This window comes from Nocardia sp. bgisy118, from assembly GCF_057708605.1.
The window spans coordinates 117788-140584 of record NZ_JBYISM010000011.1 but is presented as its reverse complement, the minus strand read 5'-3'; the positions used below and the strand labels follow the sequence as shown (position 1 = coordinate 140584).

Annotated in this window: 21 protein-coding genes and 2 pseudogenes; 13 read left to right on the top strand and 10 right to left on the bottom strand. The window is 66.3% G+C overall.

Features of this window, described 5'->3' with window-relative positions:
* Window positions 1-51: 51 nt before the first annotated feature.
* The 5 genes from AC3EO7_RS16235 to pntB all read left to right on the top strand — a co-directional run bounded on the left by AC3EO7_RS16235 (window position 52) and on the right by pntB (window position 6432).
* The gene (locus tag AC3EO7_RS16235) at window positions 52-1083 is read left to right on the top strand and encodes a phosphotransferase family protein (protein WP_431970354.1); all 1032 of its coding nucleotides are present in this window, start codon (window positions 52-54) and stop codon (window positions 1081-1083) included.
* Between the two features lie 64 nt (window positions 1084-1147).
* Window positions 1148-2326, top strand: coding sequence for an acyl-CoA dehydrogenase family protein (locus tag AC3EO7_RS16230; protein WP_431970353.1), 1179 nt, complete (start codon window positions 1148-1150; stop codon window positions 2324-2326).
* A complete protein-coding gene (locus tag AC3EO7_RS16225; protein WP_431970352.1) occupies window positions 2323-3450 on the top strand; it encodes an acyl-CoA dehydrogenase family protein in 1128 nt (375 codons plus the stop codon). Before AC3EO7_RS16230 ends, AC3EO7_RS16225 begins: the two co-directional genes overlap by 4 nt.
* A gap of 4 nt (window positions 3451-3454) precedes the next feature.
* Window positions 3455-4981 (top strand): Re/Si-specific NAD(P)(+) transhydrogenase subunit alpha, encoded by a 1527-nt coding sequence (locus AC3EO7_RS16220; protein ID WP_431970351.1) that lies wholly within the window; start codon window positions 3455-3457, stop codon window positions 4979-4981.
* A 29-nt stretch (window positions 4982-5010) separates the two neighbouring features.
* Entirely contained in the window at window positions 5011-6432 is a 1422-nt protein-coding gene (gene pntB / locus AC3EO7_RS16215; RefSeq protein WP_435591623.1) for a Re/Si-specific NAD(P)(+) transhydrogenase subunit beta, read from the top strand.
* Between the two features lie 163 nt (window positions 6433-6595).
* On the opposite strand, the pseudogene AC3EO7_RS16210 reads toward pntB, so the two are convergent.
* A pseudogene (locus AC3EO7_RS16210) lies at window positions 6596-6922 on the bottom strand (AMP-binding enzyme); the annotation flags it as partial.
* Window positions 6923-6963: 41 nt separating this feature from the next.
* Here AC3EO7_RS16210 and AC3EO7_RS16205 point away from each other — a divergent pair.
* The 3 genes and pseudogenes from AC3EO7_RS16205 (at window position 6964) to katG (ending at window position 10443) form a co-directional block, all read left to right on the top strand.
* Window positions 6964-7566 (top strand): annotated as a pseudogene (locus tag AC3EO7_RS16205) (MspA family porin).
* Between the two features lie 198 nt (window positions 7567-7764).
* Complete coding sequence (locus AC3EO7_RS16200; protein ID WP_431970430.1) at window positions 7765-8175, top strand: Fur family transcriptional regulator; 411 nt, start codon at window positions 7765-7767, stop codon at window positions 8173-8175.
* A 42-nt stretch (window positions 8176-8217) separates the two neighbouring features.
* On the top strand, window positions 8218-10443 hold the full coding sequence (gene katG, locus AC3EO7_RS16195; RefSeq protein WP_431970349.1) for a catalase/peroxidase HPI: 2226 nt from the start codon (window positions 8218-8220) through the stop codon (window positions 10441-10443).
* Between the two features lie 179 nt (window positions 10444-10622).
* Here katG and AC3EO7_RS16190 read toward each other — a convergent pair whose 3' ends face one another.
* The 3 genes from AC3EO7_RS16190 to AC3EO7_RS16180 all read right to left on the bottom strand — a co-directional run bounded on the left by AC3EO7_RS16190 (window position 10623) and on the right by AC3EO7_RS16180 (window position 12018).
* Window positions 10623-10976 (bottom strand): hypothetical protein, encoded by a 354-nt coding sequence (locus AC3EO7_RS16190; protein ID WP_431970348.1) that lies wholly within the window; start codon window positions 10974-10976, stop codon window positions 10623-10625.
* Window positions 10963-11433 (bottom strand): Zn-ribbon domain-containing OB-fold protein, encoded by a 471-nt coding sequence (locus AC3EO7_RS16185; protein ID WP_431970347.1) that lies wholly within the window; start codon window positions 11431-11433, stop codon window positions 10963-10965. Before AC3EO7_RS16185 ends, AC3EO7_RS16190 begins: the two co-directional genes overlap by 14 nt.
* A 336-nt stretch (window positions 11434-11769) precedes the next feature.
* A complete protein-coding gene (locus AC3EO7_RS16180; RefSeq protein WP_431970346.1) occupies window positions 11770-12018 on the bottom strand; it encodes a hypothetical protein in 249 nt (82 codons plus the stop codon).
* A 134-nt stretch (window positions 12019-12152) separates the two neighbouring features.
* Between AC3EO7_RS16180 and AC3EO7_RS16175 the strand changes: the two genes are divergently transcribed.
* Both AC3EO7_RS16175 and AC3EO7_RS16170 read left to right on the top strand, forming a co-directional pair.
* Complete coding sequence (locus AC3EO7_RS16175; RefSeq protein WP_435591622.1) at window positions 12153-13055, top strand: alpha/beta fold hydrolase; 903 nt, start codon at window positions 12153-12155, stop codon at window positions 13053-13055.
* A 38-nt stretch (window positions 13056-13093) separates the two neighbouring features.
* Window positions 13094-13867 carry a MerR family transcriptional regulator gene (locus AC3EO7_RS16170; RefSeq protein ID WP_435591621.1) on the top strand — a complete coding sequence of 258 codons (774 nt, stop codon included), beginning with the start codon at window positions 13094-13096 and terminating at the stop codon, window positions 13865-13867.
* A gap of 462 nt (window positions 13868-14329) precedes the next feature.
* Here AC3EO7_RS16170 and AC3EO7_RS16165 read toward each other — a convergent pair whose 3' ends face one another.
* Both AC3EO7_RS16165 and AC3EO7_RS16160 read right to left on the bottom strand, forming a co-directional pair.
* A complete protein-coding gene (locus AC3EO7_RS16165; RefSeq protein ID WP_435591620.1) occupies window positions 14330-14542 on the bottom strand; it encodes a hypothetical protein in 213 nt (70 codons plus the stop codon).
* Between the two features lie 176 nt (window positions 14543-14718).
* Window positions 14719-15612: a hypothetical protein gene (locus AC3EO7_RS16160; protein ID WP_431970342.1), complete on the bottom strand. Its 894-nt coding sequence runs from the start codon at window positions 15610-15612 to the stop codon at window positions 14719-14721.
* Between the two features lie 122 nt (window positions 15613-15734).
* On the opposite strand from AC3EO7_RS16160, the gene AC3EO7_RS16155 reads away from it, so the two are divergent.
* The gene (locus tag AC3EO7_RS16155) at window positions 15735-15929 is read left to right on the top strand and encodes a hypothetical protein (protein ID WP_488186273.1); all 195 of its coding nucleotides are present in this window, start codon (window positions 15735-15737) and stop codon (window positions 15927-15929) included.
* A 160-nt stretch (window positions 15930-16089) separates the two neighbouring features.
* On the opposite strand, the gene AC3EO7_RS16150 is transcribed toward AC3EO7_RS16155, so the two are convergent.
* Complete coding sequence (locus AC3EO7_RS16150) at window positions 16090-18882, bottom strand: CHAT domain-containing protein (RefSeq protein WP_435591618.1); 2793 nt, start codon at window positions 18880-18882, stop codon at window positions 16090-16092.
* A gap of 12 nt (window positions 18883-18894) precedes the next feature.
* On the opposite strand from AC3EO7_RS16150, the gene AC3EO7_RS16145 reads away from it, so the two are divergent.
* Entirely contained in the window at window positions 18895-19515 is a 621-nt protein-coding gene (locus tag AC3EO7_RS16145) for a hypothetical protein (protein WP_435591617.1), read from the top strand.
* Between the two features lie 192 nt (window positions 19516-19707).
* A complete protein-coding gene (locus tag AC3EO7_RS16140) occupies window positions 19708-20163 on the top strand; it encodes a hypothetical protein (protein ID WP_435591616.1) in 456 nt (151 codons plus the stop codon).
* A gap of 71 nt (window positions 20164-20234) precedes the next feature.
* On the opposite strand, the gene AC3EO7_RS16135 is transcribed toward AC3EO7_RS16140, so the two are convergent.
* The 3 genes from AC3EO7_RS16135 to AC3EO7_RS16125 form a co-directional block, all read right to left on the bottom strand.
* Entirely contained in the window at window positions 20235-20597 is a 363-nt protein-coding gene (locus AC3EO7_RS16135) for a hypothetical protein (RefSeq protein ID WP_431970339.1), read from the bottom strand.
* Window positions 20598-21354: 757 nt separating this feature from the next.
* Entirely contained in the window at window positions 21355-22080 is a 726-nt protein-coding gene (locus AC3EO7_RS16130) for a PaaI family thioesterase (RefSeq protein ID WP_435591615.1), read from the bottom strand.
* Between the two features lie 81 nt (window positions 22081-22161).
* Window positions 22162-22797: a DUF305 domain-containing protein gene (locus tag AC3EO7_RS16125; protein ID WP_435591665.1), complete on the bottom strand. Its 636-nt coding sequence runs from the start codon at window positions 22795-22797 to the stop codon at window positions 22162-22164.

Here is a 22797-nt window from a genome sequence, read left to right as displayed (position 1 = left end):
CGAGCGCGAGGGCGGCGACAAGCTGGTGTGCGTCTGGTTCGTGGTGGCGTGATGGGAACCGCGACGGAACTCCCCGGGCTCGACTTCGGGCGCTTCACGCCATGGCTGCGTGCGGCCGTTCCCGGCGTCGGCTCGGAGCTCACCGGCCGAGTGATCGCCGGAGGGAAGAGCAATCTGACCTATGAGGTGACCGACGGCGCCACGACGTGGATCGTCCGTCGTCCGCCGCTGGGGCATGTGCTGGCAACGGCCCATGACATGGCGCGGGAGTACCGGGTGATGGCGGCCCTCGAGCAGACTGCCGTCCCGGTGCCCGCCATGTACGCGATGTGCCGTGACGAGGACGTCCTCGGCGCACCGTTCTACGTGATGGAGCGAGTCGAGGGCCGGCCGTACCGCTACGCCACCGAGCTGACGGAGCTGGGACCTGAACGGACCCGGGCGATCTCGACCGGTCTCGTCGACACCCTTGCCGCACTGCACGCGGTCGATCCGGCGGCGGTCGGGCTGGCGGATTTCGGTCGGCCGGAAGGTTTCCTGGCGCGTCAGGTGGGCCGGTGGAAGAAGCAACTGGATGCGTCTCACACGCGCGACCTGCCCGCGGCTGTCGAACTCCACTCGCGTCTTGCCGCCCTTGTCCCGCCGGAGTCCGCCGCAGGCATCGTGCACGGCGACTTCCGGCTGGACAATGTGCTGACCGATGACGACGACCGCCCCGCGGCAGTCATCGACTGGGAGATGGCCACGCTCGGCGACCCGCTGACCGACTTGGCGTTGATGCTCGTCTACGGGCGTCTGGCCGCCGAACTCGACAGCAGCGCGACGGTGGCGGATGCCTCCGTTGCGCCCGGCTTCTTGACCGAGGCCGAGATCATCGCCCGGTACTCCGCGGGTAGTGACCGCGATATGTCCGACTTCGGGTTCTACCTCGGACTCGCGGCATTCAAACTCGCGGCGATCCTCGAGGGAGTGCACTACCGCTATCTGCACAACCAGACCGTGGGCGAGGGCTTCGCCGGCCTCGGCTCCGCGATCCATCCCCTGCTCGAAACCGGCCTCACCGCACTGAAGGAGCATCGCTGATGGACTTTGCCTACGACGCCCGTACCGAGGTACCGAGAACCTCGCGCACGCAGCGGGAGGCGCGATGACGCTCGACGATCTGAGGCGCAGAGTCGAAGAGTTCCTCGCCGACCACGATCCCGCCACGACCGAGCGACTGGATTTCCTCCGCGCTCGCTACGACGCCGGCCTGGCCTGGGTGTATTTCCCGGAAGGCCACGGTGGGCTCGATCTGCCCCATGCGTGGCAGCTCGAGGTGGACAGGATGCTCGAGCAGGCGGGAGCGCCTGACAACAACCCCATGGCCAACTCCATCGGCCTCGGCATGGCAGCGCCGACGATCCTCGCCTACGGGACAGCGGAACAGAAGCGCCGTTTCCTGCGGCCACTGTGGACCGGCGAGGAGATCTGGTGCCAGCTCTTCAGTGAGCCTGGCGCCGGCTCCGATCTGGCCAACGTCAGCACCCGCGCGGTGCGCGACGGCGAGGGCTGGGTTGTCAACGGACAGAAGGTCTGGACCTCCGGCGCGCACCTGGCGCAGTTCGCCATCCTGCTCGCCCGCACCGACGCGGGAGTGCCCAAACACCGTGGCATGACGTACTTCCTGTGCGACATGACCGATCCGGGTGTCGAGGTGCGGCCACTGCGCCAGATCACCGGGGAGGCCGAATTCAACGAGGTGTTCCTCACCGACGTCCGCATCCCCGACGCTCAGCGACTCGGCGGAGAAGGCGACGGGTGGAAGGTGGCCAACGCGACGCTCAACACCGAGCGGGTCGCGATCGGCGGCAAAGCCAGCGCCCGCGAGTCCGGGATCATCGGTGTGGTCGCGCAGACCTGGCGTACGCATCCCGAACGGCGCACCGCCGAGCTGCACGACCGGCTGCTGCGGCTGTGGGTCGATGCCGAGGTCGGTCGCCTCGCCGCCGTGCGGCTGCGGCAGAAATTGGCCAGGGGGCAGGCCGGCCCGGAGGGCGCGGCGATGAAGCTCACCTTCGCCCGGGTCGCCCAGCAGCTCTCCGGACTGGAACTGGAGATTCTCGGCGAGGACGGTTTGCGTTACTCGGAGTGGACCCTCGTGCGGCCGGGCCGGGTCGACTTCAACGGCCGTGACGCCGGCTACCGATACCTGCGTGCCAAGGGCAATTCCATCGAAGGCGGTACCTCCGAGATCCTGCGCAACATCGTCTCCGAGCGAGTTCTCGGGCTGCCTCCCGAGCCTCGAACGGACAAGGACCGTCCCTGGAAGGAGGTCGCCCGATGACCGACCTGGATCTGCTCTACACCGATATCGAGGACGACCTGCGCAACGCTGTCCGTGCAGTTCTCGACTCCCACTGCGACTCGGCCGAGGTGACCGCGCTCTACGACGGCGACCGGTCGCCAGTCGCCAGCCTGTGGAAGCAGATCGCCGTCGATCTCGGTCTGGCCGGTCTGCTCGTGCCCGAGGAGCGCGGTGGGGCGGGGGCTTCGGCCCGCGAGGCCGCGGTCGTCCTCGAAGAGCTCGGGCGCTTCGTCGCGCCGGTGCCCTTCCTGACCAGCGCGGTGGTTGCCACCACCGTCCTGCTCGGCACCGACAGCTCGCTGCTCGGCGGACTCGCGGCAGGGGAGCGCACCGCCGCGCTCGTGCTCCCGTTCTCCACGGCTCCGCACGGGAAGCTACGCACGGTGGCTCTGGGGGCCGACGGCCGGCTCAGCGGAACCATCACCAGTGTCGCCGGAGCGTTGGAAGCCGATGTCCTGCTGGTTCCGGCCGCCGGCCCCCATGGCATTGCCGTCTATGCGGTCTCGGCCGAGGAAGCCGACATCGCTCCGGTGATCTCGCTCGACATGACCAGGCAGCTCGCCGACGTCACAGTGGACGGCGTCCGTGGCGAGTTGGTCGTCGCCGACGGCGAACCGGCGATCCGCCGGGGTCTCGCGGCAGGCGCCGCCCTGCTCGCCTCCGAGCAATACGGCATCGCCCGTTGGTGCCTCGACGAGACCGTGGCCTACCTGAAGGAGCGGCGCCAGTTCGGTCGCGTCGTCGGCGGCTTCCAAGCGCTCAAGCACCGGCTCGCCGATCTCTACACGGAGGTCGAGTCCGCCAACGCCGCCGCGCGATACGCCGCCGCCACGCTCGCCGCGGCAGACAGCGACGCACCTGTTGCCGCGAGTGTGGCGCAAGCGTTCTGCAGCGACGCGGCAGTGCACGCGGCTGAAGAGGCGATCCAGCTGCACGGCGGTATGGGGATGACCTGGGAGCACCCTGCGCATCTGTACCTCAAGCGAGCGAAAGCCGACCAACTCGCCTTCGGCACCGGTGGCGATCACCGATCGCGCCTGGCCGAACTGGTCGCGGTACCGGGGCCGCACTCTCTTTCTTCACCTGCACACGACGGGAGCTGACAAGGTGATCATCGGTGTTCTGCGGGAAGCTCGCCCGCGCGAAACACGCGTGTCTGCGACGCCGGAGACCGTCGCTCGGCTGATCGGGCTCGGATACGACGTAGTCGTCGACGCCGGCGCCGGAGCAGCGGCGTCCTTCTCCGACGACGCATACGTCGAGGCGGGGGCCTCCATCGGGAACGCCCGCGGCGCCGACATCGTCCTCGGTGTCAATGCGCCCGCGACCTACCAGCTCGACGAGATGAACCGTGGCGCCACGGTGATCGGCATCCTGTCGGCCGCACTCGATCCGGAGCTCGTCGAAGACCTCGGCAAGCGGCCGATCACCGCACTGGCGATGGAGGCTGTGCCGCGGATCTCACGTGCGCAATCGATGGACGTCCTGTCGTCGATGGCCAACATCGCGGGCTACCGCGCGGTCGTGGAGGCTGCCCACGCCTTCGGCCGGTTCTTCACCGGACAGGTCACCGCCGCCGGGAAGGTGCCGCCGGCCAAGGTTCTCGTGGTCGGCGCAGGTGTGGCCGGCCTGGCGGCGATCGGCGCGGCAGGCAGCCTGGGTGCGGTGGTCCGCGCGACCGACCCGCGGCCGGAGGTCGCCGACCAGGTCAAATCCTTGGGCGGGGAGTACCTTTCGATCGAGTCCGCAGAGGCGGAAGTGTCGAGCACCGGCTACGCCAAGGAAATGAGCGACGACTACAAGGCCCGCGAGACGCAGCTGTACGCCGACCAGTGCACGGACGTGGACATCATCATCACCACCGCGCTGATCCCGGGCCGTCCAGCGCCGCGGATCATCACCGCGGACATGGTCGCGTCGATGCGGCCGGGCAGCGTGATCGTCGACATGGCGGCACAGAACGGCGGCAACGTCGAAGGCACCGTCAAGGACCAGGCGATCGTGACGGACAACGGCGTCACGATCATCGGGTTCACGGACCTGGCCGGGCGACTGCCCGCTCAGGCGTCCCAGCTGTACGGCACCAATCTGGTGAATCTGCTCGCGTTGCTGACGCCGGCGAAAGACGGGCAGCTCGTCCTGGATTTCGACGACGTGATCCAGCGGTCCATCACCGTCGTTCGTGACGGTGAAATCACCTGGCCGCCACCGCCGGTGTCGGTCTCCGCCAAGCCCGCCGTCACCGAGCCCACCGCACAGATCGAGGCGGCGCCGACGAAGCAGCCGATGTCGGCAGGCCGCCGACTGGGTATCGCTCTGGTCGCTGCGGCGGCGCTGTTCGGCTTGGTCGCGATTTCCCCGGCAGCGCTGCAGGGACATCTGACCGTATTCGCCTTGGCGATCGTGATCGGCTACTACGTGATCGGCCATGTGCACCACGCGCTGCACACCCCGCTGATGTCGGTCACCAACGCGATCTCCGGAATCATCGTGGTCGGCGCGCTGCTCCAGATCGGGCACGGCGATCGGTGGATCACGGTGATGTCCTGCGCGGCGATCTTGCTCGCAAGCATCAATGTCTTCGGCGGCTTCGCGGTGACCCGCCGCATGCTCGCCATGTTCTCCCGCAGCTGAGCCTGCCCACGAAGTCGGAATGGATCCCCATGATTTCCGTTGAGACCGTTGCCACCTCGGCCTATATCGTCGCAGCGTTGCTGTTCATCCTGGCGCTGGCCGGATTGGCCAAACACGAGACGGCCAAGGCAGGCAACACCTTCGGCATCGTCGGCATGGCGGTGGCACTGACAGCGACCGTTGTGCTCGCGATCAGCCGAGATATCGAGCCGGTGGGCCTGGTTCTGCTGGTCGGCGCCACGGCGCTGGGCGCAGTGATCGGTCTGTGGCGCGCCCGGATCGTCGAGATGACCGGGATGCCCGAACTGATCGCCCTGCTGCACTCCTTCGTGGGTCTGGCCGCGGTCCTGGTCGGCTGGAACGGCTACCTTCACATCGAGCGCCATCCACAGGGCGCCGATGCCGATCTCCTTCGCGTCGACGGGCTTCTGGGCATCCACTCGGCCGAAGTCGCGATCGGCGTGTTCATCGGCGCGGTGACGTTCACCGGCTCGATCGTGGCGAATCTCAAGCTCTCGGCACGAATGAAGTCCAATCCGATGATGCTGCCGGGCAAGAACATTCTGAATGTCGGTGCGCTGGTGCTGTTCGCCGCGCTTGTCGTGTGGTTCGTCATCGAGCCACAGCTGTGGACGCTCGTCGCGATCACCGTGCTCGCACTGCTGCTCGGCTGGCATCTGGTCGCCTCGATCGGCGGTGGCGACATGCCGGTCGTGGTGTCGATGTTGAACAGCTACTCCGGCTGGGCGGCCGCCGCGTCCGGCTTTCTGCTCGGCAACGACCTGCTCATCATCACCGGCGCCCTGGTCGGCTCGTCGGGTGCCTACCTGTCCTACATCATGTGCAAGGCGATGAACCGGTCCTTCCTCTCGGTGATCGCAGGCGGCTTCGGCATCGCGGCAGGCCCGGCAGGCGACACCGACTACGGCGAGCACCGTGAGATCACCGCAGGGGGTGTCGCGAAACTGCTTGCCGAGGCCGGCTCCGTGGTCATCACCCCCGGCTACGGTATGGCGGTTGCCCAAGCCCAGTACGGCGTCGCCGAACTCACCCGCAAGCTGCGCGAGCGCGACGTGAACGTGCGTTTCGGTGTGCATCCCGTCGCGGGCCGTCTTCCTGGCCACATGAACGTACTGCTGGCCGAGGCGAAGGTGCCTTACGAGATCGTCCTGGAGATGGACGAGATCAACGACGACTTCGACGAGACCGATGTCGTGCTGGTCATCGGGGCCAACGACACCGTCAACCCGGCCGCGTCGGAGGACCCGCAGAGCCCGATCGCCGGTATGCCCGTCCTCACGGTCTGGAAGGCCGACAATGTCGTCGTGTTCAAGCGATCGATGGCCGCAGGTTACGCCGGTGTTCAGAATCCGCTGTTCTTCCGGGAGAACTCCGCGATGATCTTCGGCGATGCGAAGGACCGGGTCGAGGACATCTTGAAGGCGCTGTGAGCCTTCGAAAGGCGCTGTAAGACAACGCAGATGCCTCCGATATAGCCTGAGATGATCAGCAGCCTGCGCAACCGATCGGCATCGGACACGATGCCGATCGGTTGTTGCCGACCAGTCTGGTCGGGGGTTCAGCGGCCACCGAGTTGTGTCTCGAGGTCCTTTGTCATGCGGGTGCGTTGCGCAGAGCATCTCGGTCGATACCGCGCTCGAGGATCTTGCCGGTGGGGCCTTTCGGGAGCTCGTCGACGAACCGGATGATGCGCGGAATCTTGTATGCGGACAACCGCGCCCTGCTCCATGCGGAGATCTCGTCCACGGTGACCACGGTCCCGGGCCGCACGGCGACGAGTGCGGCGACCTCTTCGCCGTAGTGATCATCGGGAACGCCGACGACGGCGGCCTCGACGATATCGGGGTGCTCGTACAGAACCTCCTCCACCTCGCCGGCGTAGACGTTGTAGCCGCCGCGGATGATCAGGTCTTTCAGTTGCGCGGGTAAGTTTCGGCGCGGCTGCAAGTCTCGCGCTCAGCCTGTTCGCCACCAGCACGGCCGAGGCCGATACTTTCGTTCCGCTGCCCGGTGGGAAGTGGTGAAGACGCTTTCCGACGGCACCGTGGTGACGGTGCGGCTCGTCGGTGAGTCGGCCGATATCAATCCTTCCCTGGGTTCCACTCCCGTGCACCGCAATGCTTGGGTGTCGGCCACCGCCCAGGTCGAGCTCACAGGCACCGGCGCGGAAGCCGGTGGTCTCATCGTTCCCGGGTACGTCGTGGGTTGTCAGGTCGATATCGCCGGTGGCGGCGCAGGCGGTGGCGTGGAAGGCGCCTCCGATTGGGAGGGCAACGCGAGCGTCGGCGCGAGCGCGAGCGGTGAGCTTTTCGCTCGGCCCGGGGCAGGCGAAGTCGTTCTACATCCTCGACCGAGAGAAGGCCGACGACTTCGGCGCCGAAGATCGCAAGGTCTACAACGTGTTCTCCGGCGGAAACGGGTCGGTGTCCTGGGCGGATCAGACGATCGGCCTGACCGGTTGTGGTGGTTACGCGCAGGCGCGTGCTTTCGTCAGCGTCGAGATCGTGACCGAGAGCGTCACCAGCTGGGTGACGCTGTGGGGTCAGCCCTTCGGTCTCGGGTGACGACGCTCTTGGGGTGAGTAACAGGGATCGGCCGGGCCCGCGGAGGAAGGCCGCGCGCCCAGCCGCATCTTCGAACGTTCACTCGTTGCGACTTGGTCGAATTCTGTGGCGCAGGTCACATTTCGCTCGTTCGAAACACTGTCATATCTTGAGTGTGTAAAGTTTTTGAATGTGTCCAGAAAACCTGACTTCGAGCGCATGCTGCGCGACGCCTCGCTTCGGGTCACCATGCAGCGCCTCGCGGTGCTGCGAGTGGTGCACGACCATCCGCACTCGGACACGGACTCGATTCTCCTCCGGGTGCGCGAAAACGTCGGTGCCGTTTCGCATCAGGCCGTCTACGACGTCCTGCGGGCGCTGACCGCAGCGGATCTGCTGCGGCGCATCCAGCCGATGGGTTCGGTCGCCCGGTACGAGACCCGGGTCGGCGACAACCACCACCACCTGGTCTGTCGCGGTTGCGGAGTGGTCGTCGACGTCGACTGCGCGATCGGCGAGGCGCCCTGCCTCGACGCGTCCGACGCCCACGGCTTCGTCCTGGACGAGGCAGAGGTCATCTACTGGGGCCGCTGCCCCGCATGTTCGACGGCCGATGGCCGTACCGCCTGAACGAGTACAGCCTGCTCACCCCATATCCCCGAAAGGACCGGCATGTCTGTAGAACACCCGCCCATCGGTGAGGCCAACACCGAACCCACCGCAAGCGGCTGCCCCGTCACCGGACGTCTGCGGCACCCGCTGCAAGGCGGCGGAAACCACGAGTGGTGGCCCAACCAGCTCAACCTGAAGGTGCTGGCGCAGAACACCGTGGAAGGCAACCCGCTCGACTCGGGCTTCGACTACAAGGCCGCCTTCTCCGCACTGGATCTGGCGGCGGTCAAGAGCGATATCGCCGACCTCCTGACCTCGTCGCAGGACTGGTGGCCCGCCGATTTCGGCAACTACGGCCCTTTGATGATCCGCATGGCCTGGCACAGCGCGGGCACCTACCGCATCCACGACGGCCGCGGCGGCGCGGGCAGCGGACAGCAGCGCTTCGCTCCGCTCAACAGCTGGCCCGACAACGGCAACCTCGACAAGGCCCGCCGCCTGCTGTGGCCGGTCAAGAAGAAGTACGGCCAGGCCATCTCCTGGGCCGACCTGTTCATCCTGACAGGCAATGTCGCCCTCGAGTCGATGGGATTCGAGACCTTCGGCTTCGCGGGCGGCCGCGAGGACGTGTGGGCGCCCGAGGAAGATGTGTACTGGGGCCCGGAAGCCGAATGGCTCGGTGGCAACCAGCGATACAGCGGCGCGCGTGAGCTCGAGCAGCCCCTCGGTGCGGTCCAGATGGGCCTGATCTACGTCAATCCCGAAGGCCCCAACGGCGAGCCGGACCCCATCAAGGCCGCGGTCGACATCAAGGACACCTTCGGCCGGATGGCGATGAACCACGAGGAGACCGTCGCGCTCATCGCGGGCGGCCACACCTTCGGCAAGGCCCACGGCGCGGGCGACGCGAGCCTGGTCGGCGCGGAGCCCGAAGCCGGCACGATCGAACAGCAGGGCCTGGGCTGGAAGAGCTCCTTCGGCTCCGGTAAGGGCGCCGACGCGATCACCAGCGGCCTCGAGGTCACCTGGACCACCAAGCCGACCCAGTGGACCAACGACTTCTTCGAGATCCTCTTCGGCTACGAGTGGGAGCTCACCAAGAGCCCCGCGGGCGCGCACCAGTGGGTCGCCAAGGACGCCGAGGCGATCATCCCCGACGCCTTCGACTCGTCGAAGAAGCGTCTGCCCACCATGCTCACCACTGACCTGTCGCTGCGCTTCGACCCCGAATTCGAGGTCATCTCGCGCCGGTTCAAGGACAACCCGGCCGAGTTCGCCGATGCCTTCGCCCGCGCCTGGTTCAAGCTGACCCACCGCGACATGGGCCCGGTGGCCCGCTACCTCGGTCCCGAGGTACCCGCCGAGCAACTGCTGTGGCAGGACCCGATCCCGGCCGTCGATCACGACCTCGTCGACGCCGCCGACATCACCGACCTCAAGAGCCGGATCCTGGCCACGGGCGTGCCGATCGCGCAGCTGGTCAAGACCGCGTGGGCCGCGGCCTCCTCGTTCCGCGGCAGCGACAAGCGCGGCGGCGCCAACGGCGGCCGCATCCGTCTGCAGCCGCAGCTCGGCTGGGAGGTCAACGAGCCCGACGAGCTGATCCGGGTCATCCGCGCGCTGGAGAGCGTCCAGGAGCAGTTCAATTCGGCGCAGACCGGAACCAAGAAGGTGTCCTTCGCCGATCTGGTCGTGCTCGGCGGTGTCGCGGCGGTCGAGCGGGCCGCCGCGAACGCCGGTGTCGAGATCGAGGTGCCGTTCACCCCGGGCCGCACCGACGCGACCCAGGAGTGGACCGACACCGAGTCTTTCGCCGCGCTCGAGCCGAAGGCCGACGGGTTCCGCAACTACCTCGGCAAGGCGCCGCAGCTTCCTGCGGAGTACCTGCTGGTCGACAAGGCGAACCTGCTGACGCTGACCGCCCCGGAGATGACGGTCCTGGTCGGCGGCCTGCGCGTCCTCGATGCCAACTACCAGCAGTCCCCGCTGGGAGTCTTCACCGACGCACCGGAGTCGCTGACCAACGACTTCTTCGTGAACCTGCTGGACATGGGCGTGAGCTGGGAGCCGAGCCCCGCCGACGACGGCACGTACGTCGGCAAGGACACCGCCACCGGCCAGACCAAGTGGACCGGCAGTCGCGTCGACCTGCTCTTCGGGTCGAACTCGGTACTGCGCTCGCTGGCCGAGGTGTACGCCACCGACGACGCGAAAGCGAAGTTCGTGCGCGACTTCGTCGCCGCGTGGGACAAGGTCATGAACCTGGACCGGTTCGACCTGGCCTGACATCGCACCGGTTGCCCCGCAGATTCCCGGGATCTGCGGGGCAACTGTGCGTCCCCCACTCGAGCTCGCGGCTGTTCGAACGACTACCGGGACGCCGATTCGCCACCACATGTGGTTGAGCGGCGAACCTGCTCGCCGCGAATCGGCTGCGGTCTCGCTCGGGCCGTCCTTCCGGGTCGCTATGTGGTGATACGCGACGGCGGCGGAAGGATGGGATTGGCGCCCCACGCCAGGTTCAGCGATTGCAGTAGATACTTCTTCAGCTGACGGTTCCTTTGATTGTCCGACCGTCGCGGGCTGAGCGCATCGCTCACCATGTGCAGGAACCGCTGACGGCTGACGCCGAAATTCAAGAACACTTCCTCGGTGGTGGCGCCGCCGAACGGGGCCCATCGGATCGCGAAAACGACTACCGACTTCGAATGCGGATCGAACGACTTGCCGGTCTCGAGAGTGTGGCATTGGTGCAACGCGGTGCGAACCCATGAGGCGTTATGGCCAACCTTTGCGTGCGGTTGGTCAGGCGAGCGCATGCTTCTCCGATCGGGCGCCGATGCGGTCATGGGACCTGCGTTGGTCCCCGGAGCTTCGGGAATCGGCATCGACGGTGAAGACCGGGAACCTGTCCTCCCAGGGGCACGGCTGGAATTGCACACGCACCGGGCGACTCGCGAGCGCCGGGACTTCTCCCTCGATGGAGGTGTAGACCCACGGCCCCTCTTCGAGTTCGACTATGGCGATCGTCAGCGGCATCAGTCCGCCAGGCACTCCGGTGGCGGCGCGTTCCACCACGCGCCAGGACACGATCGACCCGGCGCCCGACGATGGCACCCACTCGAGACTGTCGGCCGCGCAGAACGAGCAGTCGGCGGTCAGCGGCGCGAACAGCTTCTCGCAGCGCGTACACCGGCGGATCATCAATGTGTCCGCCACGCGCGGTCCGTTGGCGTCGCCGACGCTGCCGGTGTTCTCCGGATCAGGTGAGTACATGGCGACCTCCGCGAAATGGTGCTGACGGTTTCTCCAGCGTCTTCTGCGCGGGGGTGTTTTCGCGACGGTCGATCGGCCCGGGGCATACCTATTTTTGGCGGGTCAGTGTTTATAGCGCGCCGCGCCAGTGTGACGTAGATCTCAATTGCGATTTCGATTTGAGTTCGAATTCACGCAACGAGGGCGAGGCGGATTCCCAGCGGATCGACTCGAGGACGGAGATGGTCGTGGCAGGCAACCCCGAGAGCGTGGACGCGGTCGTCGTGGGCGCCGGACTGTCCGGCTTGACGGCCGCACTCCGACGGTTCCACACTGCCGATCTGGCCCGCAACGAGGTCAGGCGTCTGCCTTGCCGTCTTCCGAGTGGGTCGCGAGGTACGCGGTGACGAGGCGACTCGCTTCCGCGATGGTGGTCTCGTCGCCGGTGCGGGCGCGGCGGAATGCTACGTCGACGAGTCGGCTGCCTGCCTCGAAGGCGAGTTGCACGGCAAGCAGTGGGGTGTCGGCGAGGAGGACTCCCTCCCGGATCCGCAAGCGCCAGAGCTCCTCCGCCTCGGCGTCGTCGAAGGCCTGGGTCGGCGCCACGGTCGATCGTCCGGCCGAAGCATGGCGTACCTACTGTCCACCGGACAGGCATGTCGCGGCACCCGCGTTCGCGGTGTAGACCTGGTTGGGCGAGGGTTGACCTTGACCGTGCGTCAGGGTTGGAGGCTTGTCGCATGACGAACAACAGCACTCCCTCGGCTCGGCTCGCTCCGCCGGTCGGTGGGTTCCAGGAAGTCGAAGGCCGCCGCATGTTCGTGCATCGGTTGGGCAGCGGCGGACCTGCCGTCGTGTTCCTGCCGGGCGCGAGCGCGGTCGGTCTGGACTATCTCGGTGTCCAGCAACAGGTTTCGCAATTCACGACCGCGGTGGTGTACGACCGCGGCGGCACCGGCTACAGCGACCCCCTCCCGTTGCCGCGGACTGCCGCCGCGGTCGCCACGGAACTGCGCGAGCTGCTGCGCGCCCAGCACATCCCCGCCCCATACGTTCTCGCGCCACACTCTCTCGGCGGCTTCTACGCGCATCGGTTCGCGCAGCTGTACCCGCGGGACGTGGCCGGACTGGTCTGGTTGGACGGCCTGCACCGCGACTGGGACGACTTCATGCCGCCCGCGATGCAGCTGGCCGCGGCCGAGCAGATGGGGCCTGATCTGGAACAACTCGAACAGCTGCGCCCGGCCCTGCGCGAAATGCGCGCCGAGTTGCTCGCGGATTACCCGGAGCACATCCGGCACTCGCTGATCGATGCCAAGGAAAGTGACGAATGGATCCGGGTCGGCATCGCCGAGCGCAGCAATGTGACCGGACTGGCCACCGAGCTGCGGGCGGGGCCGAACCTTCCCGATGTCCCGGTGATCGCTCTCAGCGTGCTGGGCACCGACCCCGCCCAGCAGGCGGAGTCGCAGCAGTTGATGCATGACGGCAGGAGGCGAATGGACGCGGCGCTGGTGAGCGCGGTCTCGCACGGGGAACAACGCATTCTCTCCGACACCGTGCACCATCGGCTCTGCTTCGACCGCCCCGATGCCGTGGTCCAGGCGATCCGTGACGTCGTCGACCGGGCGACTCGCCGCTGAGCTCACCCACACTGCCGGCCCCTAGACTCGACGCGATCATGTTCGGCGTAGACCCGAGGAGGACGGTGCTCACGATCGGCCAACTCGCCGCGACCGCAGGCGTGACAGTGCGCACCGTTCGCCACTACCACCACGTCGGCCTGTTGCCCGAGCCCGAGCGCGATGCCTCTGGCTACCGCCGCTACAGCGCCCAAGCGGCGGTGGATCTCATCCGGATCAGAACCCTCGCCGACGCCGGTGTTCCGCTGGCCCGAATCGACGCGCTGCTGCACGCGCAGCCCACCGAATTCGCCACGGCCATCACCGATATCGACGCCGAATTGCAGCGCAAGATCGACCAGCTCACCGAATACCGCGGCCGGATCGCCGAATTGGCAAGCGGCGAAGGGCTTGTCCTGCCGCCCGAGGTGGTCGCCATCCTGAACCGCATGCGCGGTCTCGGGATCAGCGAACAGCGGGTACGACTCGAGCGCGACTCCTGGATCCTGCGGCAAGCACTCGATCCGAACTCGATGCCCCAGCGGATCCGCGACAAGAACGCCGACTTCGACGACCCCGAGACGACGCGCCTGTATCTCGCGGTCGATCACTCCGTCGACTGGGACCCGCACGATCCCCGCCTGAACCAGCTCATCGACGACCTCGACGCCTGGGAGATCGAACACGAACAACACACCGGCCTGCCGACGACCCGAAAGCTGATCTCTTCCAGGATCTCCGAGGCCTCACCGGCCTGGCAACGCATCGTCAACGCGCTCGCCCACCGTGCCGAACAGCGCCGGACACGACACCTGAACCCGGCACAGGAGTAGGTACCGGGCGAGACCGGTTCGGGTGGCACGGCACCGTTGCCGATGGCCGGGCGAGGTTCCACGCACTCACCAGCCAGCTCATACGACATCGAAATTCGCCAGCGCTGTTATCGAATTCAGCACAGAATCTCGGTTTGTGTCCGTATTCTCCTGGCGCCCGCAGCTGGTGTCCGAACGTGTCGGAGGTCGCCCGTGGAGTGGGTGAAGACCTTCTTCGACACCGCGTCGGGTTGGTGGGGCCGTCCGCAGATGCGGGAGTCGGACCAGCGGGCGCTGGACCAGTTCGGACGTTGCTACACCCCCGCGGATCTTCTGCTGTTGCTCGAAGGCACCGGCCTCGCCGCCGAGCGCATGGAAAATCGACGGCCAGGAAATCCTGATCGATCAACGACATTCAGCGACTCACCCGCTATGGGATGCCTGGGAATACCGGGTCGTACTACGCCACGACACCAGCCCTGGTTAGAGTCGCGCATCCACAACGTCGAGAAACTCGGCGATCTCGTCGTCGAAGCTGGTGTCGCCACGGAGATACTCGACGCTGAGTAGTGTCAGGTCCTGGCCGACCTCCGTCGGCACGGCGAAGTCGGCCATGAATTGGTCGAAGTCCACCAGGTCCTCGGCGCAGCGCGTCACCGCGCGTAGATAAAAGGACACCGCGACCTGCGCACCCACCGGATGATCCGTGCGGCGGCCCTGGTCGTCGTTGGTTTGGCAGGCTTCCCGAACCACTTCTTGATCTTCGGACCGCACAGCCCTTTCATCGCCTCGATCATCGCGATGATCGAGGTCTCCGTGGGCAAGATCGTTACCTGCTTGAGGACTGCCCGGCGACGGAGCCGATACGAAGATTACTCTGACACAGGTGAATTAGGGTCCCACCGAGATTTTCGAGTGTGGAATGTGATTGTTCGGCCCTCGTCTGTGGTCACTGGCCCGCCGGGGTCGGGGAAGCCGAGTTGGGTAGTTAGTTCGCGGGCGTGCAGGTCGACTGTGGACTCGAGCAGATCGGCCAGCATCGCGGTTGCCTCGCGAGCGCGCACCTGGGCGGTGATCGAAATGATCAGGGCCAGTGGGGCCGCGGGCCACCATCGGAACGTCAACACCGCGTAGAGCAACGCCCAACCCATGAGACGGGCAGATGCTGTGTAGGCGTCGCGTGCTCCGTTCAGTTCGGTTCGGGTCGTTTCGGGGACGATCAGCCAGAGCCTCGGCCAGATCGCGTCGAGATCGAGGCCGTAGACGCGGTCGATGCGGAGGCGACTGGCCAGCAGCCGGTCGCCGATCCAGGTCGGCCGGTCGGCTTCGAAGGGGCTGATGCGATCGGCTCGGCTGATGGCGGCGCGGATCTGGTCGGCGTTGGAGAATGGCTCGTCGGCATCTCGTTTGGCCTGTTGGGACCGATTTCGTCGCCATCTGGTCAGCCACACTGCTGGCGGGCGTTGCCCCGGCATGGTCCAGACGAAGGAGACCGCGCGTCCCAGCGTCGCCGCGGCAAGCCCGAGGGCGACAGAGCCGAGCAGAGTAGCGACGATGATGAGGATGCTTCCGCCGACCGACCGTAGGGTGGGATCCTGTGCCCACCTGACGATCTGATCATTCAATCGGCGCATATCCAGCGCGTGCCCCCAACCCAGCGTGTACGCGATCGCGACGGTGGCCAGGTAGAGGAGCCCGGGGAAGGCCAGGAGAACAGCCCATCGCTCGGCCAGTCGTTTGGCCACCTCGGTGAGGAATCCGTTCATGGCGCAAGTTGTTCCGGCTGCAAGGGCTCTCCGCTGGCATTGCAGGTGGGAGTGTGTTGGCCGGGGCGAACTCGTCCGCGTCCGGCGCAGGCAGCACGAGGACAGACCCATATCTGCGCCGAGTGGCCACGGGCGGCACCAGGCAGGAAGCCGAAGCCACGCTGCGTGGTTGGGTACAGGCCGTGTCCGGTGGCTGCGAGCACGATCGCTTGCAGAGCATCGAGATCGGCTTCGAGCGTCGGCTCGATGGTGCCGGATTCCAAGGCTGTGCGCGCACGCGTGTATATCTCCAACTGACCGGCGTCACGCGCCAGTGACTCCAAACTCGGGTCCGCCAGTTGAAGGCAGAAGGCCGAGATCTTGACTCTGATGTCGACCCCCACCGGCCCTCCGATTCGCCCGATCCGATGGCACCAGTATCGTCGACCGGTCTGGCTTGCGCTGCGCGAATCGCGCTCGCGCAGTATCAGTTACAGCTCATGCGCCGGTGTGGAGGTATGCGGCCCACTTCGAGGCAGCCATCGGTGAACGATCACGGGCGGTGCGTACAACTCGATGTAGCGCCCTGGCGGCGTGATCAGCATTCAATCGACCGGCCTCACCAGTGGACAAGGCGCGGTAGAAGGATTCGGCCACCGCCACGGAGTACTCGTCCGAGATCGCCCAGAATGCCCCGATGACATGGGGGAATCCGGCGAGTTGGAAGGCGCAGGCCAAATGTATCGATTCGTCGAGGAGCTTCAGATTGCTGTTGAGCGCGGTGTCGCATGCGGACAGATAGGCCAGCCGGGCCTTGGCGAGTCTGGTTCCCGCCAGGCTGCCGACTGTGAGCAGCTGCTCTTGGTGGTCGTGGAGCAGCAGGCCGCTCTGTGACGGATCGTCGGGGCTGCTGAAGCCGTGGCAGATGAAGTGGGTGTATGCAGAGTCCGTCAAGTGCTGCAGGACTGTCGATACCGTCGGGGTCCGATCCTGGTGATCGGCGGGCTCGTTCGATTCGAACAGGGTGATCGGCAGCGGTAGCAACTGCTCTATCTTGGCTGCCTCGTCGAGCGCCGAGGGGAGATCGCCGTCGAGGGTGCCTGGCGTGCTCGGCATGGCCACGATCAGTGACTGGTCGGAGTTCGTGCCAGGTTTCACCATCCGGCGGGCGTAGCCGAGCGCGCGAATCGTCGGAATGTAGGACGAGACAGCCCGATCCAGGACCGTGCGATTGTCACCTTCGCCATGATGTCCTGCAGCGTGCATGGGTAGGAGACCGAGCAGCCCGCTCAGTGCCCACCAGAGACGGGGAAGCGGTTCGCCGGCGGACGTCAGATCCAGCGCATTCATGATCGGCTCGGCGGCGACATCCCACAGCCATGCGAGCACCTCGTGTAGCCGTGCTTCTGCAGTGCGCCGGACCGTGATCGACGACTCGGCCCCCAGCGAATCAGCCAGAGCCGTATGGAAGGCGCGTACCTGCTCGAAGACCGCCTCCAGTGTGAGAGCGGGCAATTCGAGTGAGTGAATACCGTGACCGGTCAGCAGTATGGCGTCGCTGCGGTATCTGCTCACATTGATCGTCACTACCGAGCCGTGATCTGCCTCGCGGATCAGTTGCGCAGCAGTCGGAGGAAGCCCGAACGAGCCGAAGCGTGGTAGTCCGCGAATCTGGTTGAGCAGCAGAGCGAAATCGGACGCTAGCGACTCGCGGTACTCCGCGGGCGCGGTCGGGTCGGCGGGTGTGTCCAGCGCGTCCCGCATCTCCTCGAACCGGGCAGCCAAAGTTGGGTGTGCCGCGCGCAGTTCGGTGATGTCGCTGCGCGTCTCGAGGGTCTGGCTGAGTAGTACACCCCGGCCGGCCTCCAGCGTCTCCAGGGCTCGGCTGGCCCTTTCGTGGGCGGGACGGGAGGTGTCGGCGAGCAGCAGCGCGGCCGCATCCGAGGCCACGAAGGTGAATTCCGCCATCTGCTGTTGCTGATGGGCGCGCTTCAATCGACGCGGTGCGACGTCAGTCAGGAGACTTACCGCGGTGGCCAAAAGTTCTGCGGCGCGGGCGGGTTCGTGCACAGCAAGGAGATCGGCTCCAGTGTGGGCCACCTGAATACGCACCCAAGTACCCGCGGAGGGTTCCGCGACGGCCCGCTCGAGTGCGGTCATCGCAGCCGCAGCGTCGTCGGGATTACCGAATTGCTGGAACCGGGCGTGAAGAGCAGTGGCATAGGTATTGAGTTCTGCGGTGAGGTTGTAGTGGCCGAGTGGAGTGCAGTCCACTGCGGTGCTGGCGGCGGTGACCGCTTCGTCGATGTCCTTACGGTGGTGCGACTCCTGGAATTGTTTGGTCAGGGTGCTGCACAGCAGATTCAGTACAGCTGCGCGCTCGGCGCTGTCCTCGGGCACCAGGTCGACAGCCTCGCGCGCGGTACGCACAGCGGCGTCCAGGTCGGCGCGATTGTGTGTCACTTGATATCGCTTCAGGAGCACATTCCCGAGGCTCAATAGATATCCCGCGCGCTCGAAATGATCGTCGGGTGTGGTGGCGACCGCCTCCCGGTGCCGAAGGATCGCGGCATCCGCATCGGCCAGATCGCGCAGTCGTTCGAATCGGATCTCGAAGAGATTTCCCAGATGGTTGAGGAAGCGTGATCGTTCCGGATGGTCTTCGGGCACTTCGGCCAAGGCGTCGGCGCCAGCGGCCAGCGCCGCATCCAAATCCTCGGGATTGCCCAGGTGCTTGAACCGGTCGCCGAGGGCTTGTCCCAGACTGCTCAGAATCCCAGGTCTGTCCCGGTCGGCGACCGAATGCAGAGCTTCCCGATAGCCGCGGATCGAGTCGTCGAGGTCGGCGATCTCGCCTGTGACCGTGAACCGCGACACGAGTGCCGTGGCGAGATTGTGCAGTATCTGTCCCTTCAAGAATCCGGTGTCAAGGGTCACCGCCTCGACGAGATATCGAATCGCTTCGTCCAGGTCGGATCGGACAGCCAACCGTCGATGCCGCACTCTGAGAGCTGTTCCGAGGCTGTTGAGAACATTCGGTCGCGCGGGATGGCCAATGGGTGCAAGGGTTTCGGCTTGTCGGTGGATTCGAATCGCACGATCGAGGTCGGGGACTGTGCCCAAGTGCTCGAACCGCGCTGTGAGGATCGTGCCCAGATTGGCCAGCTCCTCGACCGGTGGGAAGTTGTCGTCGGGGAGGCTGTCGAGCCGAGAATCGAGCAGATCGATGCTGGCGTTCAGGTCGTCCAGTGCGCCCAGGCGTTCGTAACGGTGCCAGAGCGCGATGGACAAACCAATGCTCGCGTGCGACAACGGATCCGGGTCCAGCGCGAAGGCGTCTCGAAAGGCTCGCACCGCGGTGTCGATGTCATCGATCTCGCCGCGGTTCAGAAAGCGATCGGTCCGCGCTTCACCTATATTGCAGAGAGTCTGGAACTGTCCGGAGTCGGCGCTCGCGGCGGCCTCGTCGAACAGTGCGATGGCCCTATCGAGATCTCCTGGAGCGTCGATCCGGCTAGCACGCGTCGCGAGCGCGGCCCCGAGATCGTTGAGCAGGGCGCTTCTGCCCGCGGCACGGGGGTTCGGGGCGGAATTCGCCATCACGGTACTCAGCAGGTCGATCGCTTCATCGAGGTCGGCGCTGCTCCCGGAGATCATGGACCGGCGATTCAGCGCGGCACCCAGATTCCCCAACTGACGGTATCGGTCCGGATCACCAGGATCTGTTCGATCGATCCGCTCCCGCCGGAACTCGATAGCCGCGTCCAGATCTCGTTCGTCGCCGAGCAGGACGAACCGTGCGTCGAGCGCGTCCACCAGGTTGGGAACGACCCTGGCGCGATACGGATCGTCGAGCGGGAGGACTGTCTCGGCCTCGTGCAGGGATTCGATGGCGAGCTCCAGATCGGCCGGCGATCCAGTTAGCTCGAATTTGTCGTGGAGTGCCACGCCGAGGTTGTTGCGGATGAAGGCGCGCTGCGGATCGTCCGGGGAGAGTGTCGAGATCGCCTCCTCGAACAGCGTGCGCGCACGAAGGAAGTCTTCCTCGGATCCGGTCCGCTTTGATCGTGTCAGCATCAGGCCACCCATGCTGTTCAGCCGCGCAGCTCGGTTTGGGTGATCGATCGGCGTCGCACTCAGGATGCGTTCCCAAAGTTCGACCGCCTCAGTGAAATCGGAGGAATCAGCGGCCGACCCGATGACCGACTCGAGGAACGCGAGTGCCTCACCCTCGACCTGATCGGCCAGGATCGGAAGCAGTTGCTCGGGCAGATCGACTGCGCCCCATACGAAACAGTGGGCGAACGCCCAAATCGCGTTGACGAGATCGTGCTGAAGCCCACCGTCGGGATGCTGGAACCGCTGCCAGTGCAGAGTACCGAGCAGCCCCCACTCCTCAGTTGTGCCGCCCTCGCTCCGAAGGATCTCGGCGTATCGAAGCCCGTCGACGACGGTGCCTACATCGAGATATCCGATCGCGCCTTGTGGGCCGTAATCGATACGGCGCCTGATGGTTTCGGCAAGAGAATCCCGCTCGGCCACCTGAACCCCCTAGCCTTTGACCAAGGATAGCTGGACGGCGGAGTCGTTGATGGGGTTACGCCGGTGGTCCATAGGGGCGCCTGGGGCTATCGGCCGAGCGGTCAGGAGCAGCTCGGGTTTCCGTATTGCGCGGCGCTCAGGATCAGGAGGTAGCCGGACGCGATGATCACGATCCCAGCGCTGAGCACTGCGATGGGGAGCGGGCCTACCCTTCGGAGGTTGAGCCACAAGTAGGTGAGCGCGAGCGCGCCGAGCAGGAGCATGACAATCGCGCCGGTGGTTTGGATTGTGTCGATCAGGGTGTAGTCGCGATCGCGTTGTTCACGAGAGCCATGGACCCCTACGTCGCAGAAGTCGCCGTTTGCGGGGGTGATGAGGTAGCCGGCCAGGAAGATGGTGGGGCCGAGGAGGACTGAGCCGAGGATATAGAGAAGCGCCGCGGGGATTGGGCGGATCTTGATCATGACGACTCACGATAGTTCGCGGTCGTGGGGGCTCCGTGGGTGTTGTGTGGAGGTGCTGTGGGGCGGGTGGTCTAGGTCGCGTCATCCGATCCTTCGACTAGATCCGAACTGGCCCCGCGCAAACGATTACCTCGGCACCGCCATCGAGCCTGGCCTCGGTCGGAACGGACCGAACCGCACCAGCAAGCCGAGCCGCGGCCGTGGTCGGTCAGCGAACGGCCGTGCTTCACCCCGCGCCGACGGCGGCAGTTCCGTCGGAGATGGATCCGATCAGCCAGCGCCCCGATGGCGCGGCGTGGCCGATTAGGGCACCTGGGGTCGTTGGTATCACGCGCCACTGCGCATGAGGTGAGCGGAGGCAGGCGCCGGTTTGGTGGCCGAAACCGACGGTATGGGTGGAGAATCGGCACCGGCCGGGTAGAGCGCTGTCGCGACCCGGGGAAGGGGGCGGGTTCCCGCACGTTGGCACACTGTTGGCACACTGGCAGTGCTCGCCGCTCAGCATGGAGTGGGAAAACTACTTCTGACCTGGCTCGACGGAACCGGGTCGGCGAGCATTTACAAATGTGAGAGGTAAGGAAAGTATGGGAAGCACCGTTCTCGACATTGTCGCCCTGATCACCAACCGCGCCGCGGCCTTCTGGAACTGGCTGGCCACCGGCTCGGCGGGTTTTCCTCCGCTGTGACACGGCGCTGATCGAGTTCGATAACCCCTGGCCCCCGCGGCCGGGGGTTTTCCTTTCGCGGGCGGTGTCGACTACCGGTCGCGCGGCTCGATCCAGAGTGCTTCGGAGATCGCGCACAGTTCGCCCGCCGCGGTCGAGAGGGCGATGCCCACGGTGTATTTGCGGCCGTCCTGCTCGATCGGCCAGGCGTGGGCGATGTGTGGTTCGCCCGCGCGGATGGGCCGCAGCAGCGTCGCGGTGAGGGCGGCGGTGACCGCGCCGCGGCGCATGCCGGACAGCAGGAATCCCGCATGGCCGCCGGGGCAGTCGAGCGCGGCCCACACGTTCTCGGTGGTGACGATGCCGTCCGCCGCGCCCAGCGCCGGGTCTGGGACCCACGCGGCGGCAACGAGATCACGGCCGGGCAGCACCCAGGGGAACAAGCGCAGGCCTCGACCTGGGGCGCACGCCGCGCCGCAGCCGTAGCAGTTGGTGACGGGGCGTTCGCCCGACGCGAGGACGCCCGCCGTGAGGGCCTCGGTGTCGGCCCAGCTCGGCGCGGGCGGAATGTCGAGCGACAGCGTCGCCGCGCCGATCTCGGCGAGGACCTTCCCCTCCGCGTCGGTGAGGGAGGTGCCGTTCACGGCGGTGCGCGTCAGCGCGAGTGGTGTGCCGACCGGCACCTTGGCGCGGAAGTCGACCCGCGCGGTCGGAGCGGAGCAGCGAGTCGCGAGGACGCCGGCGACGAACCCGCCGAAGGCGACGTCCGGATAGCCTTGGACGTGCTCGGGAACAGTGATCTCGTCCACCTGAATCATCTACCGCACCAAACCCTCTCCCGGCCCTATCGGCACCGACGATACCGGCGGGTCCGAACGGCGCCGACGGCGGCCGCGCGATCACTGCGGAAGCAGCTCACCCCCGAGCTGGGTCAGCAGCAGGCTCATCACGCCGACCTCTTGGCCCTGGGACTGCACCATCGATCGCGCCGTCTCTTTGACCGGCCCGCCGTCGAGCTGCCGATCGGCGGCCATGGCCATCGTGATCCCGCCCTGGTGATGGCGAATCATGAGTTGCAGGAACAGGATCTCGGCCTCACGGCCCCGCGCCGTGGCCAGTGCGTCGAGTTCGGATGTGCTCGCCGTCCCCAGCATCGGCGCGTCCGATGGGTACGTCGAATGCTGATGCGCCGCAGTGGTATTCGTCATCCACGTCATCGGTCGCGACGACAGGGGTGACGCGTCGGCCAAGCGCAACCAGCCCAGCATGGTGCCGATCTCGATCCGTTGGGTGTCGGCCAGCTGCTCGGCGACGCGGCGGACGGTTGGCTCCGCATCCGGATCGAGGCGCTGGGTCATCAGCAGCGCCTGCTGGTGATGGGCCGTCATGTCCTGCGCGAAACCGATCTCGACGGTGTCGAGTACCGGTGCGGCGGTGTGTTTCTCGGGCAATGCCAGCGGCCGCAGCGCCGCCCCGATCGCCAGCAGGAGCAGGGCGACCGAGGCGAACGCGGCGATCCGCGCCCCGCGCGGCAC

What these genes read in the sequence shown, in the direction of transcription:
- AC3EO7_RS16235 (WP_431970354.1), top strand. Translation starts at nt 52, where the DNA reads ATGGGAACCGCGACGGAACTCCCCGGGCTCGACTTCGGGCGCTTCACG.
- AC3EO7_RS16230 (WP_431970353.1), top strand. Translation starts at nt 1,148, where the DNA reads ATGACGCTCGACGATCTGAGGCGCAGAGTCGAAGAGTTCCTCGCCGAC.
- AC3EO7_RS16225 (WP_431970352.1), top strand. Translation starts at nt 2,323, where the DNA reads ATGACCGACCTGGATCTGCTCTACACCGATATCGAGGACGACCTGCGC.
- pntB (WP_435591623.1), top strand. Translation starts at nt 5,011, where the DNA reads ATGATTTCCGTTGAGACCGTTGCCACCTCGGCCTATATCGTCGCAGCG.
- AC3EO7_RS16200 (WP_431970430.1), top strand. Translation starts at nt 7,765, where the DNA reads ATGCTGCGCGACGCCTCGCTTCGGGTCACCATGCAGCGCCTCGCGGTG.
- katG (WP_431970349.1), top strand. Translation starts at nt 8,218, where the DNA reads ATGTCTGTAGAACACCCGCCCATCGGTGAGGCCAACACCGAACCCACC.
- AC3EO7_RS16190 (WP_431970348.1), bottom strand. Translation starts at nt 10,976, where the DNA reads ATGCGCTCGCCTGACCAACCGCACGCAAAGGTTGGCCATAACGCCTCA.
- AC3EO7_RS16185 (WP_431970347.1), bottom strand. Translation starts at nt 11,433, where the DNA reads ATGTACTCACCTGATCCGGAGAACACCGGCAGCGTCGGCGACGCCAAC.
- AC3EO7_RS16175 (WP_435591622.1), top strand. Translation starts at nt 12,153, where the DNA reads ATGACGAACAACAGCACTCCCTCGGCTCGGCTCGCTCCGCCGGTCGGT.
- AC3EO7_RS16170 (WP_435591621.1), top strand. Translation starts at nt 13,094, where the DNA reads ATGTTCGGCGTAGACCCGAGGAGGACGGTGCTCACGATCGGCCAACTC.
- AC3EO7_RS16160 (WP_431970342.1), bottom strand. Translation starts at nt 15,612, where the DNA reads ATGAACGGATTCCTCACCGAGGTGGCCAAACGACTGGCCGAGCGATGG.
- AC3EO7_RS16135 (WP_431970339.1), bottom strand. Translation starts at nt 20,597, where the DNA reads ATGATCAAGATCCGCCCAATCCCCGCGGCGCTTCTCTATATCCTCGGC.
- AC3EO7_RS16130 (WP_435591615.1), bottom strand. Translation starts at nt 22,080, where the DNA reads ATGATTCAGGTGGACGAGATCACTGTTCCCGAGCACGTCCAAGGCTAT.